22 protein-coding genes are annotated in these 15,508 nt (G+C 64.7%); all 22 read right to left on the bottom strand.

The window, feature by feature from the left end; all coding sequences use genetic code 11:
• Positions 1 to 6: 6 nt before the first annotated feature.
• Entirely contained in the window at positions 7 to 762 is a 756-nt protein-coding gene (tatC, locus tag ACSQ25_RS00660) for a twin-arginine translocase subunit TatC (protein ID WP_436103802.1), read from the bottom strand.
• Entirely contained in the window at positions 763 to 1,272 is a 510-nt protein-coding gene (tatB, locus tag ACSQ25_RS00655) for a Sec-independent protein translocase protein TatB (RefSeq protein ID WP_436103801.1), read from the bottom strand.
• A 9-nt stretch (positions 1,273 to 1,281) separates the two neighbouring features.
• Positions 1,282 to 1,536, bottom strand: a complete 255-nt coding sequence (gene tatA, locus ACSQ25_RS00650; protein ID WP_436103800.1) for a Sec-independent protein translocase subunit TatA — start codon at positions 1,534 to 1,536, stop codon at positions 1,282 to 1,284.
• A 102-nt stretch (positions 1,537 to 1,638) separates the two neighbouring features.
• Positions 1,639 to 2,013 (bottom strand): histidine triad nucleotide-binding protein, encoded by a 375-nt coding sequence (locus ACSQ25_RS00645; protein WP_436103799.1) that lies wholly within the window; start codon positions 2,011 to 2,013, stop codon positions 1,639 to 1,641.
• A gap of 117 nt (positions 2,014 to 2,130) precedes the next feature.
• Complete coding sequence (locus tag ACSQ25_RS00640) at positions 2,131 to 2,469, bottom strand: phosphoribosyl-ATP diphosphatase (protein ID WP_436103798.1); 339 nt, start codon at positions 2,467 to 2,469, stop codon at positions 2,131 to 2,133.
• Positions 2,462 to 2,875, bottom strand: coding sequence for a phosphoribosyl-AMP cyclohydrolase (gene hisI / locus ACSQ25_RS00635; protein ID WP_436103797.1), 414 nt, complete (start codon positions 2,873 to 2,875; stop codon positions 2,462 to 2,464). Before hisI ends, ACSQ25_RS00640 begins: the two co-directional genes overlap by 8 nt.
• Positions 2,876 to 2,883: 8 nt before the next feature.
• On the bottom strand, positions 2,884 to 3,645 hold the full coding sequence (hisF, locus tag ACSQ25_RS00630) for an imidazole glycerol phosphate synthase subunit HisF (protein WP_436103796.1): 762 nt from the start codon (positions 3,643 to 3,645) through the stop codon (positions 2,884 to 2,886).
• A gap of 130 nt (positions 3,646 to 3,775) precedes the next feature.
• Entirely contained in the window at positions 3,776 to 4,552 is a 777-nt protein-coding gene (gene hisA / locus ACSQ25_RS00625; protein ID WP_436103795.1) for a 1-(5-phosphoribosyl)-5-[(5-phosphoribosylamino)methylideneamino]imidazole-4-carboxamide isomerase, read from the bottom strand.
• Positions 4,553 to 4,595: 43 nt separating this feature from the next.
• Positions 4,596 to 5,237 carry an imidazole glycerol phosphate synthase subunit HisH gene (gene hisH / locus ACSQ25_RS00620; protein WP_436103794.1) on the bottom strand — a complete coding sequence of 214 codons (642 nt, stop codon included), beginning with the start codon at positions 5,235 to 5,237 and terminating at the stop codon, positions 4,596 to 4,598.
• A gap of 9 nt (positions 5,238 to 5,246) precedes the next feature.
• The gene (gene hisB / locus ACSQ25_RS00615) at positions 5,247 to 5,837 is read right to left on the bottom strand and encodes an imidazoleglycerol-phosphate dehydratase HisB (RefSeq protein WP_436103793.1); all 591 of its coding nucleotides are present in this window, start codon (positions 5,835 to 5,837) and stop codon (positions 5,247 to 5,249) included.
• A gap of 45 nt (positions 5,838 to 5,882) precedes the next feature.
• Positions 5,883 to 6,971: a histidinol-phosphate transaminase gene (gene hisC / locus ACSQ25_RS00610; RefSeq protein WP_436103792.1), complete on the bottom strand. Its 1,089-nt coding sequence runs from the start codon at positions 6,969 to 6,971 to the stop codon at positions 5,883 to 5,885.
• On the bottom strand, positions 6,968 to 7,789 hold the full coding sequence (locus ACSQ25_RS00605) for a DNA-methyltransferase (RefSeq protein WP_436103791.1): 822 nt from the start codon (positions 7,787 to 7,789) through the stop codon (positions 6,968 to 6,970). The genes hisC and ACSQ25_RS00605 overlap by 4 nt, the downstream gene beginning before the upstream one ends.
• Positions 7,786 to 9,105, bottom strand: coding sequence for a histidinol dehydrogenase (gene hisD, locus ACSQ25_RS00600; protein WP_436103790.1), 1,320 nt, complete (start codon positions 9,103 to 9,105; stop codon positions 7,786 to 7,788). The genes ACSQ25_RS00605 and hisD overlap by 4 nt, the downstream gene beginning before the upstream one ends.
• Positions 9,106 to 9,110: 5 nt before the next feature.
• Positions 9,111 to 9,785 carry an ATP phosphoribosyltransferase gene (hisG, locus tag ACSQ25_RS00595; RefSeq protein ID WP_436103789.1) on the bottom strand — a complete coding sequence of 225 codons (675 nt, stop codon included), beginning with the start codon at positions 9,783 to 9,785 and terminating at the stop codon, positions 9,111 to 9,113.
• A complete protein-coding gene (gene murA, locus ACSQ25_RS00590) occupies positions 9,782 to 11,035 on the bottom strand; it encodes a UDP-N-acetylglucosamine 1-carboxyvinyltransferase (protein WP_436103788.1) in 1,254 nt (417 codons plus the stop codon). The genes hisG and murA overlap by 4 nt, the downstream gene beginning before the upstream one ends.
• Positions 11,036 to 11,037: 2 nt before the next feature.
• Entirely contained in the window at positions 11,038 to 11,274 is a 237-nt protein-coding gene (locus tag ACSQ25_RS00585; protein ID WP_436103787.1) for a BolA family protein, read from the bottom strand.
• Positions 11,275 to 11,294: 20 nt separating this feature from the next.
• Positions 11,295 to 12,062, bottom strand: coding sequence for an ABC transporter permease (locus tag ACSQ25_RS00580; protein WP_436103786.1), 768 nt, complete (start codon positions 12,060 to 12,062; stop codon positions 11,295 to 11,297).
• Positions 12,059 to 12,982 carry an ABC transporter ATP-binding protein gene (locus tag ACSQ25_RS00575; RefSeq protein ID WP_436103785.1) on the bottom strand — a complete coding sequence of 308 codons (924 nt, stop codon included), beginning with the start codon at positions 12,980 to 12,982 and terminating at the stop codon, positions 12,059 to 12,061. Before ACSQ25_RS00575 ends, ACSQ25_RS00580 begins: the two co-directional genes overlap by 4 nt.
• A 238-nt stretch (positions 12,983 to 13,220) precedes the next feature.
• Positions 13,221 to 13,490 (bottom strand): STAS domain-containing protein, encoded by a 270-nt coding sequence (locus ACSQ25_RS00570; protein ID WP_436103784.1) that lies wholly within the window; start codon positions 13,488 to 13,490, stop codon positions 13,221 to 13,223.
• A complete protein-coding gene (locus tag ACSQ25_RS00565) occupies positions 13,490 to 14,122 on the bottom strand; it encodes an MlaC/ttg2D family ABC transporter substrate-binding protein (RefSeq protein WP_436103783.1) in 633 nt (210 codons plus the stop codon). The genes ACSQ25_RS00570 and ACSQ25_RS00565 overlap by 1 nt, the downstream gene beginning before the upstream one ends.
• 103 nt (positions 14,123 to 14,225) lie before the next feature.
• Positions 14,226 to 15,032 (bottom strand): MlaA family lipoprotein, encoded by an 807-nt coding sequence (locus ACSQ25_RS00560; protein ID WP_436103782.1) that lies wholly within the window; start codon positions 15,030 to 15,032, stop codon positions 14,226 to 14,228.
• Positions 15,029 to 15,502 (bottom strand): outer membrane lipid asymmetry maintenance protein MlaD, encoded by a 474-nt coding sequence (mlaD, locus tag ACSQ25_RS00555; protein ID WP_436103781.1) that lies wholly within the window; start codon positions 15,500 to 15,502, stop codon positions 15,029 to 15,031. Before mlaD ends, ACSQ25_RS00560 begins: the two co-directional genes overlap by 4 nt.
• Between the last annotated feature and the right edge of the window lie 6 nt (positions 15,503 to 15,508).

Below are 15,508 nucleotides of genomic sequence, written 5' to 3'. Positions count from 1 at the left end.
TGCTGCTTACGCGTGCTCTTCGGGAGCACGCGTGACGCGCGCAAAGATCGGAGCCACCAGCAGGCCCAGTTCATAGAGCAGGCACATCGGGATGGCCAGCGCCAGCTGGCTGACCACGTCCGGCGGCGTCACGATGGCGGCGATGACGAAGGCGCCGACGATCACGTAGGAGCGGATTTCCTTCAGTTTCTCGATGCTGACGATCCCCATGCGCACCAGGATCACCACCACCACCGGCACCTCGAAGGTGCAGCCAAAGGCCAGGCACATCGACATGACGAAGTCGAGGTAGTTCTCGATGTCCGGCGTCACCGCGATCGAGGATGGCGCGAATTCGCCGATGAACTGGAACACGCGGCCGAACACGAAGAAGTAGCAGAAGGCCACGCCGCCGATGAACAGCAGCGAGGACGAGATCACCAGCGGCAGCACCAGGCGCTTTTCATGCGCGTACAGGCCGGGCGCGATGAAGGCCCACATCTGGTAGAACACCCAGGGCAGCGCCAGGATGAAGGCCAGCAGCAGCGTCACCTTCATGGGCACCAGGAAGGGCGAGATGACGCCGGTGGCGATCATCGTCGAGCCGGCCGGCAGCGAAGCGACCATCGGCGCGGCCAGCAGGTCGTAGACGTGCGACGGCCCCGGCCAGATGAACAGGGCCGCGCAGGCGATGGCGATCCCGATCGACGCCTTGACCAGGCGGTCACGCAGTTCGACGAGGTGGGAGATGAAGGTTTCTTCGCCTGCGGCTTCTTCGGTCATTTAGAAAAACGAACTCTTGGATTTGCTGGAGCTTGGGCGGAACTTGCGCACGCGCGCGGCACCGGAAAGCACATGGGTCTTGCCGCCGTTGCGGTGCTTGTACCAGGCCGGCACGGCCGAGGTACGCACCAGCTTCTTGCGGCGGAAGTCGCGCGCCTTGCGCTCGATGTCGCTGGTGCTGACGAAGGACGCGCCCGAGGAGGAAGACGATGAGGACACGTGCTCCCTGCCGTCCCACAGCGCTTCGACCTCGTCGACGTGGCTGGACATGGACTGCTCGACCTCGGACTTGAACGATTCTGCGCTCTCGTGCACTTCCTTGTGCAGGTTGCGCAGCTCGTCGAGCTCGATCTCGCGGCTGACCTCGGACTTGACATCGTGCAGGTAGCGCTGGGCGCGCCCGTACAGGGTGCCCGCCATGCGCGCCACCTTCGGCAGCTTTTCAGGGCCGATCACGATCAGCGCGACAACGCCGATGATCGCCAGTTTCGACAGTCCGAGATCGATCATGCCCGTCGATTACTGGCGGGTCTTGTCGCGGGCTTCGACGTCGATGGTCGACTTGTCACTCACTTGCTGAGGCTGCTGCGGTGGCTGGGTGGTCGACGGGTTGGCGTTCGGATTCGCCTTGTCGTCCTCGCCCTTCACGCCATCCTTGAACCCTTTTACTGCCTTGCCGAGGTCGCCACCGATATTGCCGATCTTCTTGGTGCCGAAAATCAGCATCACAACGACCAGGACAATTACCCAGTGCCAAATACTCATCGAACCCATGTTTGTCTCCTAGCGGGCGCAGCGCGCCTGTAAATCGGGAAAGTCTAAGTTTCAGTATACGCCATGCAGGACATCTTGCCCGCATTAAAAGTTTTGTTGCGCTCAGGTACCGAGGCCGCGCCACGGACGCTTGCCGCCGTACATATGCAGGTGCAGGTGATAGACCTCCTGCCCGCCGTCCGGCCCGGTATTGATCAGGGTCTTGAATCCACCGCTGCGTCCGCCATTGCCGTCGCTCTTCACGGCAACGCCATGCTCTTCTGCAAGCTTCGGCACCAGGGTCAGCATCTTGGCCAGCACGGCGGTGTGCTCCGCGGTGCAATCGGACAGGGTGGCCACGTGCAGCTTCGGGATCACCAGCAGGTGGACCGGAGCGGCCGGGTTGATGTCCTTGAAGGCCAGCACGTCGTCGTCTTCATACACGACGCTGGCCGGAATCTGTTTGGCGACGATCTTGCAAAAAATGCAGTTATCCATCTTGTCTCCAGATCTTTGTTACACCATGCATCCTAGCGGCGTCCCATGACACCGTTATGACGGCGAACGCTGATTATGACACCGCCTGAGAGCATGACAAGTGTAAGTAGGCGCTTACTAATCCTTGCGCGCCGCTTTTTCGTCGAGGCCGGACAGGCCTTCGCGCCGGGCCAGCTCGTCGATCACCTGCTGCGGCGTCAAGCCGAACTGCGCCAGCAACACCATCGTGTGGAACCACAGGTCGGCGGTCTCGTACAGCACTTTGGAGGCGTCGCCCGAGACGCGCGCGTCCTTGGCGGCCATCACGGTTTCGGTGGCTTCCTCGCCGATCTTCTTGAGGATGGCGTCGTCGCCCTTGCTGAACAGCTTGGCGACGTAGGAAGTCGCGGGATCGCCGCCGGCTTCCGGCTTGCGCGATTCGATCACGGCCGCGACGCGGGCCAGGATGTCACTCATGGGATGTCTTGTTCGGGGAATAGATGGTGTCGGGATCCTGCAGCACCGGGTCGACCGCCTGCCACTCCGCGCCGTCGGGGTTGAATCTTTGGAAGAAGCAGGAATGGCGCCCGGTGTGGCAGGCGATGCCGCCGGTCTGCTCGATCTTGAGCAGCACGACGTCTTCGTCGCAGTCGAGGCGGATCTCCAGCACCTTCTGGGTGTGGCCGGACTCTTCGCCCTTGTGCCACAGCTTCTTGCGCGAGCGGCTCCAGTAGACGGCTTCGCCCAGCTCCACCGTCCTGGCGAGCGCGTCGCGGTTCATCCAGGCGAACATCAGGATGTCGCCGCTTGCGGCCTCCTGGGCGATCACCGGCACCAGGCCGTTCTCGTCCCAACGGACCTTGTTGAGCCACTTGTTCGGCATGGTATTCGTTACTCGAGACGCATGGGAATGCCACGCTCGGCCATGAAGCGCTTGGCTTCGCCGACCGTGTGCTGCCCGTAGTGGAAGATGCTGGCGGCCAGGACCGCGTCGGCGTGGCCCTGCAGGATGCCGTCGGCCAGGTCTTGCAGGCCGCCCACGCCGCCCGAGGCGATCACGGGGATGCCGACCGCGTCGGACACGGCGCGCGTCAGGCCCAGGTCGAAGCCGGACTTGGTGCCGTCGCGGTCCATCGAGGTGAGCAGCAACTCGCCGGCGCCCAGGCTTTCCATTTTCTGCGCCCATGCGACGGCGTCGAGGCCGGTGGCGTTGCGGCCGCCGTGGGTGAAGACTTCCCACTTGCCGGGTGCGACCTGCTTGGCGTCGATCGCCACCACGATGCACTGCGAGCCGTGCTTCTGCGAGGCGTCGAACACCAGCTGCGGATTGGTGACGGCCGAGGTGTTCATGGACACCTTGTCGGCGCCGGCATTCAGCAGGCGGCGCACGTCTTCGACCTTGCGCACGCCGCCACCGACGGTAAGCGGGATGAACACGGTCGAGGCCACGGCTTCGATGATCGGCAGGATCAGGTCGCGGCCGTCGCTCGAGGCGGTGATGTCGAGGAAGGTGATCTCGTCGGCGCCCTGGCCATCGTAGCGGCGCGCGATCTCGACCGGGTCGCCGGCGTCGCGCAGCTCGGTGAAGTTGACGCCCTTGACCACGCGGCCGCCGGTGACGTCGAGGCAGGGGATGATGCGTTTTGCGAGCATAAAATTCTTTGCGTTAGCTTTAGCACGTCATCCCGGCGAAGGCCGGGATCCAATTTTGCATGAACAGTCGAAACGCAAGCAGAAATTGGGTTCCGGCCTTCGCCGGAACGACGGTCTTTAGGCTGGTGGCTTACGCCTGCGCCCCTTCAGTCAGTGCGTCGGCGCGTTCCTGGGCCGATGCCAGGTCGAGCGTGCCTTCGTAGATCGAACGGCCGCAGATCACGCCTTCGATGCCTTCGTCCTGCACCGCGCACAGCGCTTCGACGTCGGCCAGGTTGTGCACGCCGCCCGAGGCAATGATCGGGATGCGCACCGCCTGGGCCAGCTTGACGGTGGCTTCGATGTTCACGCCGGCCATCATGCCGTCGCGGCCGATGTCGGTGTAGACGATCGATTCGACGCCGTAGCCTTCGAACTTCTTGGCCAGGTCGATGACTTCGTGGCCCGACATCTTGCTCCAGCCGTCGGTCGCGACCTTGCCGTCCTTGGCATCCAGGCCGACGATGATCGAGCCCGGGAAGGCGCCGCAGGCGTCGTGCAGGAAGCCCGGATTCTTCACCGCGGCGGTGCCGACGATGATGTAGGTGATGCCGTCGTCCAGGTAGCGCTCGATGGTGTCGAGGTCGCGGATGCCGCCGCCCAGCTGGACCGGGATCTCTTCGATGCCGTTCTCTTCGGCGTAGTCCTGCACCACGCTCAGGATGGACTTGATCGCTGCCTCGTTCTTCGGCTTGCCGGCGAAGGCGCCGTTCAGGTCGACCAGGTGCAGCCGGCGCGCGCCCTTCTTGAGCCAGTGCAGCGCCATTTCGGCGGGGTCTTCGGAAAACACGGTGGCGAGGTCCATGTCGCCCTGTTTCAGGCGAACGCAGTGACCGTCTTTCAGGTCGATGGCGGGAATCAGCAGCATGGTCGTTGTCGGTTGGTTGACGTTGGGGTTGGCGTGAACGCGTTCACGGCTTCCAGTGGATGAAATTACGGTACAGGCGCAGGCCGGCGGCAGCGCTCTTCTCGGGGTGGAACTGGGTGGCGACGAGGTTGTCGCGCGCGACGGCGCAGGTGTAGTGCCCGCCGTAGTCGGCTTCGCCGATGGTATCGGCCGCTTCAAGAGGCGCAGCGTAGTAGCTGTGCACGAAATAGAAATAACTGCCGTCCTCGACGCCTTCCCAGAGCGGGTGGGCGCGGGTCTGGCGCACGCGGTTCCAGCCCATCTGGGGCACCTTGAAGCGCGAGCCGTCGGCCTGCAGCTTGCCGTCCAGCTGGAAGCGCACCACCTTGCCCGGCAACAGGCCGAGGCCCGGCGTGCCCTCGTTTTCTTCGCTCGCGTCGAACAGCATCTGCTCGCCGACGCACACGCCCATCACCGGGCGGTTCTTCACCGCGCGCAGCAGGGCCTCTTCGGCGCCGGATTCGCGCAGGCTGCGCATGCAGTCGCGCATCGCGCCCTGGCCCGGCAGCACGATGCGGTCGGCGGCGTCGATGTCGGCTGGATTGTTCGACACCAGGATGTCGGCCTCGGGCGCGGCGGCGCGCAGCGCCTGCGCCACCGAACGCAGGTTACCCAGGCCATCGACCACCACAATCTTGTTCGTCATGATGGTCGCTTACAGGCTGCCTTTGGTCGAAGGGATGATGCCGGCGGCGCGCTCGTCCAGCGTCGTCGCCATGCGCAGCGCGCGGCCGAAGGCCTTGAACACGGTCTCGCACTGGTGGTGCGCGTTCACGCCGCGCAGGTTGTCGATGTGCAGGGTCACGCCGGCGTGGTTCACGAAGCCGCGGAAGAATTCGCCCGTCAGGTCGACGTCGAACGTGCCGATCATGGCGCGCGTCCAGGGGATATGCATTTCCAGGCCGGGACGGCCCGAGAAGTCGATGACCACGCGCGACAGCGCTTCGTCCAGCGGCACGTAGGAGTGGCCGTAGCGCACCATGCCCTTCTTGTCGCCCACGGCCTTGGCCACCGCCATGCCGAGCGTGATGCCGGTGTCCTCGACGGTATGGTGGGCGTCGATGTGCAGGTCGCCGACGGCGTCGACCTCGAGGTCGATCATGCCGTGGCGCGCGATCTGGTCGAGCATATGGTCGAGGAAGGGGACGCCGGTATTGAGCTTCTGGCGGCCGGTGCCGTCGAGGTTGATCGCGACGCGGATCTGCGTCTCGTTGGTGTTGCGCGTGATTTCGGCGGTGCGGGTCATTGCTAGGTGCTCATCTGGGCGGCTTTCCGAATGGAAGAGCTGCGCTTATAGGGATGCTTTCAGGGCATTCAGGAATGCGGTGTTTTCGTCGGGTGTACTGACCGTGACGCGGATGCAGTTGGTCAGCATCTTGTCCATTTTACCCAAATTCTTAATCAAGACCTTTTCGGCGCGCAGTTCTGAACAGGCCTTGTCCGCATCCGGCACGCGCATCGAGATGAAATTCGCGGCCGACGGAAACACTTCGACTCCCGGCAGCGCCGCCAGTTCGGCGGTCAGGCGGCTGCGCTCGGCGTTCAGCAACTCGGCCTGCTGGTCGAGCACGTCGAGGTGGTCGAGCGCGAACTCGGCGGCCACCTGGGTCAGCACGTTGACGTTGTAGGGCGGACGCACCTTCTCGAACTGCTCCAGCAGTTTCGGGTCGCCCGACAGGTAGCCGAGGCGGATGCCGGCCAGGCCCAGCTTGGACAGGGTGCGCATCACGACCAGGTTCGGGAACTCCGGCAGGCGGCCCATGAAGCTCTTCTTCGCGAAGGGCTGGTAGGCCTCGTCCACCACCGCGATGCCGGTCTCGCCCAGCGCGCGGATGATGGCCGTCATGGCCTCGGCGTCGAACAGGTTGCCGGTCGGGTTGTTCGGGTAGGCCAGGAATACCAGCGCCGGCCGGTGCTGTTCGATCGCGGCCAGCATGGCCGGCAGGTCGAGCGAGAAGTCGGCTTTCACCGGAATGCCGACGAAGTCCGCGCCCGCGAACTGGGCCGAGCGCGAGAACATCACGAAGGCCGGGGTCGGCGCCATGACGACTGCCCGCTTGTCTTGCCGCGCCACGGCGGTCGCCATGATCGAAATGAGCTCGTCCGAACCGTTGCCGAGCAGGACGTCGTAGCCGGACGGGACACCCAGGCCGGCGCAGATCTTGCCCTTCAGGGTGGCGTAGGAAGCCACCGGATAGCGGTTCAGGGCGGCATCGGCCAGGCGCTGGCCGAGTTCCGCACGCAGCGCGTCGGGCAGCTGGTAGGGGTTCTCCATGGCGTCGAGCTTGATGTAGCCGCTCGCATCCGGCACATGGTAGCTGGCGATGTTGCGGACGTCTTCGCGGATGGTGCTCTCGATCAGCTTGTCAATGGCGCTCATGCGGTTTCCTCGTTCAGGGGGCTGCTCTTCGCGGCAGCCTTGCGTTTTTTACCTGCAACCGGTACCTCGGGCGCGGCCAGGCGCGCGCGGATGATGTCGCAGTAGTCGGGGTTCAGTTCGAAGCCGGTGAAATGGCGGCCGGCCTGGCGCGCGGCGATGGCGGTGGTGCCGCTGCCCATGAAGGGGTCGAGCACGATGCCGCCGGCCGGGCAGGACGCCTTGACCATGCGCTCGATGATCTCGAGCGGCTTCTGGGTCGGGTGGTCGGCGCGTTCCGGATGTTCGCGGTGCAGGCGCGACACGCTCCACACGTCCTTCGGGTTGTAGCCCACTTCCAGCCACTTGGCGCCAATGAAAATCGAGCGCGAGCGCGCCTTCTTGGTCTCGGCGTCGTAGGGGATGCGGACGGCGTCGAGATCGAAGTAATAATCCTTGCGGTTCACGAAGAAACCGATGGTGTCGTGCACCGAAGAGAAACTGCGCACGCTGCCGCCCATCGAGGGCACGCGGCGGTCCCAGATGATCTCGTTCATCATCGTCATGCGCTTCTTCAGCATGACGAAGATCTCGGGCGCGAAGCGCCAGGTCAGGAAAATATAGAGACTGCCATTCGGCTTGAGTTTGGGCAGCGCGGCATCGATCCAGCGCTCGGTCCAGGCCAGATACTCCTCGACGCCCTGCTGGTCGGAGGTGTTACCGTAGTCCTTGCCGAGGTTGTAGGGCGGGTCGGTCAGGATCAGGTCGATGGACCCATCGGGAATGCGCGCCATCCCCGACAGCGCATCCTCGCAGAACACCTGGTCGACCCAGCTGCTCATGATTTGATTCTCAGCTCGGCACTGCGGGCGTGCGCCTGCAGTCCTTCGCCGTAGGCCAGTTCGGCCGCGACCTTGCCGAGCGTCTGGGCGCCCTGCTCGCTCACCTGGATGATGGACGAACGCTTCTGGAAGTCATACACGCCCAGCGGCGACGAGAAGCGCGCGGTGCGCGAGGTCGGCAGCACGTGGTTCGGGCCGCAGCAGTAGTCCCCCAGGGACTCGGACGAGAAGCGGCCCAGGAACATGGCGCCCGCGTGGCGGATCTTGTCCGCCCACTGCAGTGGCGCTTCGGCCGAGATCTCGAGGTGCTCGGCCGCGATGGCGTTGGCGATCTCACATGCTTCGTCCATGTCGCGCACCTTGACCAGGGCGCCGCGGTCGCTCAGCGAAGTCGTGATGGTTTCATGTCGCGGCATGGTCGGCAGCAGCTTGTGGATGCTCGCTTCCACGCGGGCGATGTAGTCCGCATCGGGGCACAGCAGGATGGCCTGGGCCAGCTCGTCGTGCTCGGCCTGCGAGAACAGGTCCATCGCCACCCAGTCCGGGTCGGTGGTGCCGTCGCACAGCACCAGGATCTCGGACGGGCCGGCGATCATGTCGATGCCGACCGTGCCGAACACGCGGCGCTTGGCCGCCGCGACGTAGGCATTGCCGGGGCCGACGATCTTGTCCACCGCCGGAATCGTTTCGGTGCCGTAGGCCAGGGCGCCGACGGCCTGGGCGCCGCCGATGGTGATCACGCGGGTGACGCCGGCGATCGCGGCGGCGGCCAGCACCATCTGGTTCTTCACGCCGTCCGGGGTCGGCACCACCATCACGATTTCCCGCACGCCCGCCACCTGGGCCGGGATCGCATTCATCAGCACCGAGGACGGATAGGCGGCCTTGCCGCCGGGGACGTAGATGCCGACGCGGTCCAGCGGGGTCACGCGCTGGCCCAGCACGGTGCCGTCAGGCTCGGTAAAGCTGAAACCCTTGAGTTCCTGCTTCTGGCGCTCGTGGAACACGCGGATGCGCTCGGCGGCCGTGCGCAGGGCGGCGCGTTGGGTCTCCGGCAGCGCGGCCAGGGCAGCGTCGAGTTCGGCCTGTCCAATGTCGAAGGCGGCCATCGAAGCGGCGCCGCCATTCGGGATGCGGTCGAACTTGTTCGTGTATTCGAGCACGGCAGCATCACCGCGATGCTTCACGTCCGCCAGGATCTTCGCGACCGCCGATTCGATGGCGTCGTCGGTCTCGGCCTCGAAGGCCAGCAGCGCGTCGAGCGTCTGCCTGAAGTCGGGTGCGGTGGAGTCGAGCTTGCGGATCTGTACTGCCATTTGCTTCAGCCTTGTTGTGACGACGCCCGTTGGAAGGCGTCGAGGATGGGTTGCAGACGCTCGCGCTTGAGCTTGAGCGCGGCCTGGTTCACCACCAGGCGCGAGGAGATGTCCATGATCTTTTCGACTTCGACCAGGTTGTTGGCACGCAGGGTGCCGCCGGTCGAGACCACGTCGACGATGGCGTCGGACAGGCCGACCAGCGGTGCCAGTTCCATCGAGCCGTACAGCTTGATCAAGTCGACGTGCACGCCCTTGCTCGCGAAGTGCTCGCGCGCGGTGTTGACGAACTTGGTCGCCACGCGCAGGCGCGCGCCCTGGCGCACCGCGGTCTCGTAGTCGAAGCCGGCATTCACCGCCACCGACATGCGGCAGCAGGCGATGCGCAGGTCGATCGGCTGGTACAGGCCTTCGCCGCCATGCTCGAGCAGCACGTCCTTGCCGGCCACGCCGAAGTCGGCGGCGCCGTGCTGGACATAGGTCGGCACGTCGCTGGCGCGCACGATCAGCACGCGCACGCCCGGGTCGTTGGTCGGCAGGATCAGCTTGCGCGAGGTTTCCGGATTCTCGGTGACGGTGATGCCCGCCGCCGCCAGCAGCGGCAGGGTGTCCTCGAAGATGCGGCCCTTGGACAGGGCCAGGATCAGGCCCGGCCCGCCGTTTTTACCGATCTCGCTCATTTGATGCGCACGATGTCCGCGCCCACGGCCGATAGCTTCACTTCCATGCGGTCGTAGCCGCGGTCGAGGTGATAGATACGGTCGATCAGGGTCGTGCCCTCGGCCGCCATGCCGGCGATCACCAGCGAGGCCGAGGCACGCAGGTCGGTCGCCATGACCGGCGCGCCGACCAGGCGGTCCACGCCCTTGATGAAGGCGGTGTTGCCCTCGGTGGAGATGTGGGCGCCGAGGCGGTTCATCTCCTGCACGTGCATGAAGCGGTTCTCGAAGATGGTTTCGGTGACCTTGCTCGGGCCCGAAGCCAGGATGTTCACGGCCATGAACTGGGCCTGCATGTCGGTCGGGAAGCCCGGGTATTCCGTCGTGCGGAACGAGACCGGGTTCGGACGGCCGTCCATGCGGGCGCGGATGGTGTTCGTGCCCACGTCGAGCTGCAGGCCGATCTCGCGCAGCTTGTCGAGCGCCACGTCGAAGATGTCGGTACGGGTGTTGGTCAGGACGATGTCGCCGCCGGTGGCCGCCACCGCGCACAGGAAGGTCGCGGCTTCGATGCGGTCCGAGATCACGGCGTGCTGCGCGCCGTGCAGGGCGTCGACGCCCTGGATCACCAGGCGGTCGGTGCCGATGCCCTCGATCTTCGCGCCCATGGCCACCAGCAGGTTGGCCAGGTCGGTCACTTCCGGCTCGCGCGCGGCGTTCTCCAGCACGGTCTCGCCTTCGGCCAGCGTGGCCGCCATCAGCAGGTTTTCGGTGCCGGTGACGGTGATCATGTCGGTGTGGATGCGCGCGCCCTTCAGCTTGCCGTTGGTCTTGGCATAGATGTAGCCGCCTTCGATCGTGATCTCGGCGCCCATCTGGCGCAGGCCCTTGATGTGCTGGTCGACCGGACGTGAACCGATCGCGCAGCCGCCCGGCAGCGAGACCTTGGCCTGGCCGAAGCGCGCCAGCAGCGGTCCCAGCACCAGGATCGAGGCGCGCATGGTCTTGACCAGCTCATACGGCGCTTCCAGCGAGCTGATGTTGGCGCCGTTGAGCGTCACGCGCTCGTCGTCCTGGGTGACCTTGAGGCCGGTCTGGGCGAGCAGCTTGAGGATGGTGCGCACGTCATGCAGGCGCGGCACGTTCGACAGTTCGACGTCCCCTGCGGTGAGCAGGCCGGCGCACAGGATGGGCAGCGCGGCGTTCTTGGCGCCCGACACCGAAATCTCGCCATTCAGGCGCTTGCCGCCGACGATCTGGAGCTTGTCCATAATTATCCTTGGTACTCTTCAGGAGTGAGGGTTTTCATCGACAGCGCGTGGATTTCCTCGCGCATGCGGTCGCCGAGCGCGGCGTACACCAGCTGGTGGCGCTGGATCGGACGCTTGCCGGCAAAGCTCGGGGACACGATGACCGCCGTGAAATGCTGGCCGTCGCCTTCGACATGAAGGTGGGTGCATTCGAGGCCGGCGCTGATGTAGCTGTGGATCAGTTCAGGTGTGGTCGACACGGGTAACTCCGGTGAATTCTTTAGTGACGTAGCTTGTAGCCACGCTTGAGCATATTGATCGCAATGGCCGCCAGCACCACGAAGAACACCGACACGATGGCCAGGCTGGTCCAGGGCGAGACGTCGGACTTGCCGAAGAATCCATAGCGGAACCCGTCAATCATATAAAAGAACGGGTTGAAATGCGAGACCGCCAGCCAGAACGGCGGCAGTTTTTGGATGGAATAGAACACCCCGGCCAGGAAGGTGGCCGGCATGATCAGGAAGTTCTGGAAAGCGGCCAGCTGGTCGAACTTCTCGGCCCAGATGCCGGCGATCACGCCCATGGTGCCGAGGATGGCGGCGCCCAGGAAGGCGAACACCAGGATCCACAGCGGCGCCACGAAACTCAGGTGGGCGAACCAGGCGGTGATCACGAACACGCCGAAGCCGACCACGACACCGCGCAGGATTGCGGCGCCCACGTAGGCCGACAGGATCTCGGCATGCGACAGCGGCGGCAGCAGGATGAACACCAGGTTGCCGGTGATCTTGGACTGGATCAGCGACGAGGACGAGTTGGCAAAGGAGTTCTGCAACACGCTCATCATCACCAGGCCCGGGATCAGGAAGGCGGTGTAGCTGACGCCGTCCAGCATCTCGACGCGGCCGTCCAGCACGTGGCCGAAGATCAGCAGGTACAGCATGGCCGTCACGACCGGCGCGGCGATGGTCTGGGTCGCCACTTTCCAGAAGCGCAGCGACTCTTTATAAAACAGGGTGCGGAAACCCACCGAGAACAGGTTCATTGCGGGCCCCCTTCCTGCTTGTCGCCGACCACTTGCAGGAAGATGTCTTCCAGGTCGGCCTGCTCGAGCTGCATCTCGTCGATCACGGCACCGCCGGCGCGCAGGCTGGCCAGGATAGGCTCGACTTCGTTGACGTCGTTGACGCGCAGCGTGTACTTGTTGCCGTTGTTGTGCTCGTCGTGCGAGACCAGATGGCGCAGGCCTTCCGGCAGCGTGCCGCTCTTCAGGTGCACCACCAGCTGCGAACCCGACACGCGGCGCAGCAGCGCCGACATGGTGTCCAGCGCCACCACTTCACCGAGCTTGAGCATGGCGACGCGCTGGCACATGGCCTGGGCTTCTTCGAGATAGTGGGTGGTCAGCACCACGGTATGGCCTTCGCGGTTCAGGCGCGAGATGAACTTCCAGAGGGTCTGGCGCAGCTCGACGTCGACGCCGGCGGTCGGCTCGTCCAGCACGATCACCGGCGGCTTGTGCACCAGCGCCTGGGCGACCAGCACGCGGCGCTTCATGCCGCCCGACAGGGCACGCATGTTGACGTCGGCCTTGTTGGTGAGGTCGAGGTTGTGCATGACCTCGTCGATCCAGGCCTCGTTGTTCTTGATGCCGAAGTAGCCCGACTGCAGGCGCAGGGTCTCGCGCACGGTGAAGAAGGGATCGAACACCAGTTCCTGCGGCACCACGCCGAGGCGCTTGCGCGCTTCGCGGAAGTCGCTCACGACGTCGTGGCCATGGATCTTGACGCTGCCGACGTCCGGGCGGATCAGCCCGGCGATGGTGGAAATCAGGGTGGTCTTGCCGGCGCCGTTGGGGCCGAGGAGGCCGAAGAACTCGCCTTCCTCGATGCTCAGGGAAACGCCCTTGAGGGCTTTGAAGCCCTTGTAGCTTTTCTCGACGCTGTTAATCTGGATCGCTGTCATTCTTGTTGGGAGCGGCGGCGCGGGCGCGCAAGGCCGTGCGGAAGAAACGACCCATTATAGGGGAAATCGCAAATACAAGAGGCCGGCGGGGAATTTTGCTGCGGGCGGGGTTCGTAGGGTGGGCGGGGGAAAACAGTCCAGTGGACTGTTTTCCCGCCCGCGCGTTCAAATCACCTTCGAACAGACGATACGAATGATCTTGAGCTGGTTGAACGCGCGGACGGCGAAGCCGTCCACCCTACGACAGGAGCTGGTCGACGCCGTACAGCGCGGCCAGCTTTTGCACGTTGCAGGGAACGTTGATGAAGCTGAGGCGCTGGCCGGCCGCCAGCGCGCGGCGCTGCCAGGCCAGCAGCACGGCCACGCCGGACGAATCGGCGGCGCTCACGCCGCCGAGGTCGAACACGGTTTCGCCGGCGGCGATCGCCGCGCAGCCCTGCTCCAGCGCACCGCGGGCGCTCTGGAAAGTCAGGGCATCGAGCGAGAGCATGGGATTGGCTTCGGCCATTACTTCGGTGCCTTCAGCGGGCGCGCAGCCAGCTGCTGGTTACGCTCGGCCAGCTTCTTGACCAGGCCATCGACGCCGCCCTTGTTGATCTCGCTGGCGAAGGTGCCCTTGTAGGTCTCGACCAGCCACGCGCCCAGCACGTTGATGTCGTAGATCTTCCAGCCCTGCGGGCCGTTGGCCAGGCGGTAGTTCAGGGTGATCGGCTCGCCGCGGGTGACGTTCACCTGCGAGCGCACTTCCACGTCGGTGGCGCCGGCTTCGGCACGCATCGGCTTGAATTCGACGGTCTCGTTCTTGATGGTCGACAGCGCGCCCGAGTAGGTGTACACCAGCAGGGTGGTGAATTCCTTGGTCAGTGCTTTCTGCTGCTCCGGGGTGGCCTGGCGCCAGAAGCGGCCGGCCGCCTGCTGGGTCATCTTTTCGGCGTCGACGTGCGGCAGGATCTTCGAGTTCACCAGATCCATGATCTTGTTGCGGTTGCCGGCCTGGATGTCCTTGTCGGCCTTGACGGTGTCGATGACGTCGGCGCTGATGCGCTTGACCAGCGCGTCCGGGGCTTCGGCGGCGATGGCCGAGGTGGCGAAGGCGATGGTGGCGCTTGCTGCTGCGATCAGTTGGATGATGGGCTTCATGTGGTTTCCTTATTTGTGGGACCCGCCGCGCCACATGGCCGGCGGGACATCCCCTGTTAACTCTTCTTGCCGGTTACGGATGACACCGGTGTGTAAGGACTTGTTACTTCGACGGCGTTTTTTCGGACGGCTGCGCCGTCCCCTTGCCCGCCGGGTCGGCGGCCGGTTCGGCATTGCTGGTCGCCGCCTCCGCGTCTTCAGCCTGGCGCGGCACGTTGCCGTCGTAGACCTGGCTCTGGCGGCGCTGCATGTAGCCGTCGCGGATGAACTCGTAGCGGTCGAGGGCGGCATCTTCCAGCAGCTTGCCCGCATCCAGCAGGCTGGCGCGCTTGTCGACCACGCGCACCGCGGCGCCGATGTTGCGCCAGTTGGCCGGCTCCTTGTACTTCCAGATGTCGCCGCCGATATCGGCCGGTAGTGCGGCGGTGTCGCGTACCGTAGATGGGCCCAGGATCGGCAACATCAAGAAGGGGCCGCTTGGAACGCCCCAGACGCCCAGGGTCTGGCCGAAGTCTTCGTTGTGCTTCTGGATGCCGGCTTCCGAGGCGATGTCGAGCAGGCCGAAGATGCCGAAGGTCGAGTTCACGGCGACGCGGGTGACGTCGCCCATGCCGGCCTCGGGCTTGCCTTGCAGCAGGTTATTCACTGCGCTCCAGGCGTCGGACAGGTTGCCGAAGAAATTGTTCACGCCGGTCTGCAGGAAGCTCGGGGTGACGTTCTTGTAGGCGGTGGCGGTCGGCTTCAGGACGCTGCGGTCGACTGCATCGTTGAACGTGAAGACGGCGCGGTTATAGCCTTCGAGCGGGTCCTGCGGATTCTGCGTCGTGGCGCAGCCGGTCAGCAGCATGGCGGCGGCGATTGCCGCAAGCCCGTGGATACGGCCGGTGGTACGGTGTGGTGCGTGTTTCATTCACTACCTTCCTTTCCTTCAGCGGCCTTGCTATAGATGAATTGGTTGATCAGGTCTTCGAGCACCGTTGCCGACTGGGTACGGTTGATGCGGTCGCCGTCGACCAGGTTCTGGGTGTCGCCACCCGGTTCGATGCCGATGTACTGCTCGCCGAGCAGGCCGGCGGTCAGGATCTTCAACGAACTGTCTTTCGGGAATTTATATCCTGGCTCCATATCGAGGCGCACGAGCGCCTGGTAGGTCTTGTCGTCGAAGCTGATTTCACCCACGCGGCCGACCACCACGCCGGCGCTCTTGACCGGCGCCTGCGGCTTGAGGCCGCCGATGTTGTCGAACTTGCCGGTCACGGCGTAGGTCTTGCTGAACGAAATCGTGCTCATGTTGCCGGCCTGCAGGGCCAGGAACAGCAGCGAAGCCACGCCCAGCAGGACGAACAGGCCAACCCAGACATCGATAGTTTTGCGGTGCATACGAAT

The organism is Massilia sp. LjRoot122 (genome assembly GCF_964252725.1).
Classification (GTDB): Bacteria; Pseudomonadota; Gammaproteobacteria; order Burkholderiales; family Burkholderiaceae_D; genus Telluria.
This window is presented reverse-complemented; position numbering and strand designations above follow the sequence as displayed.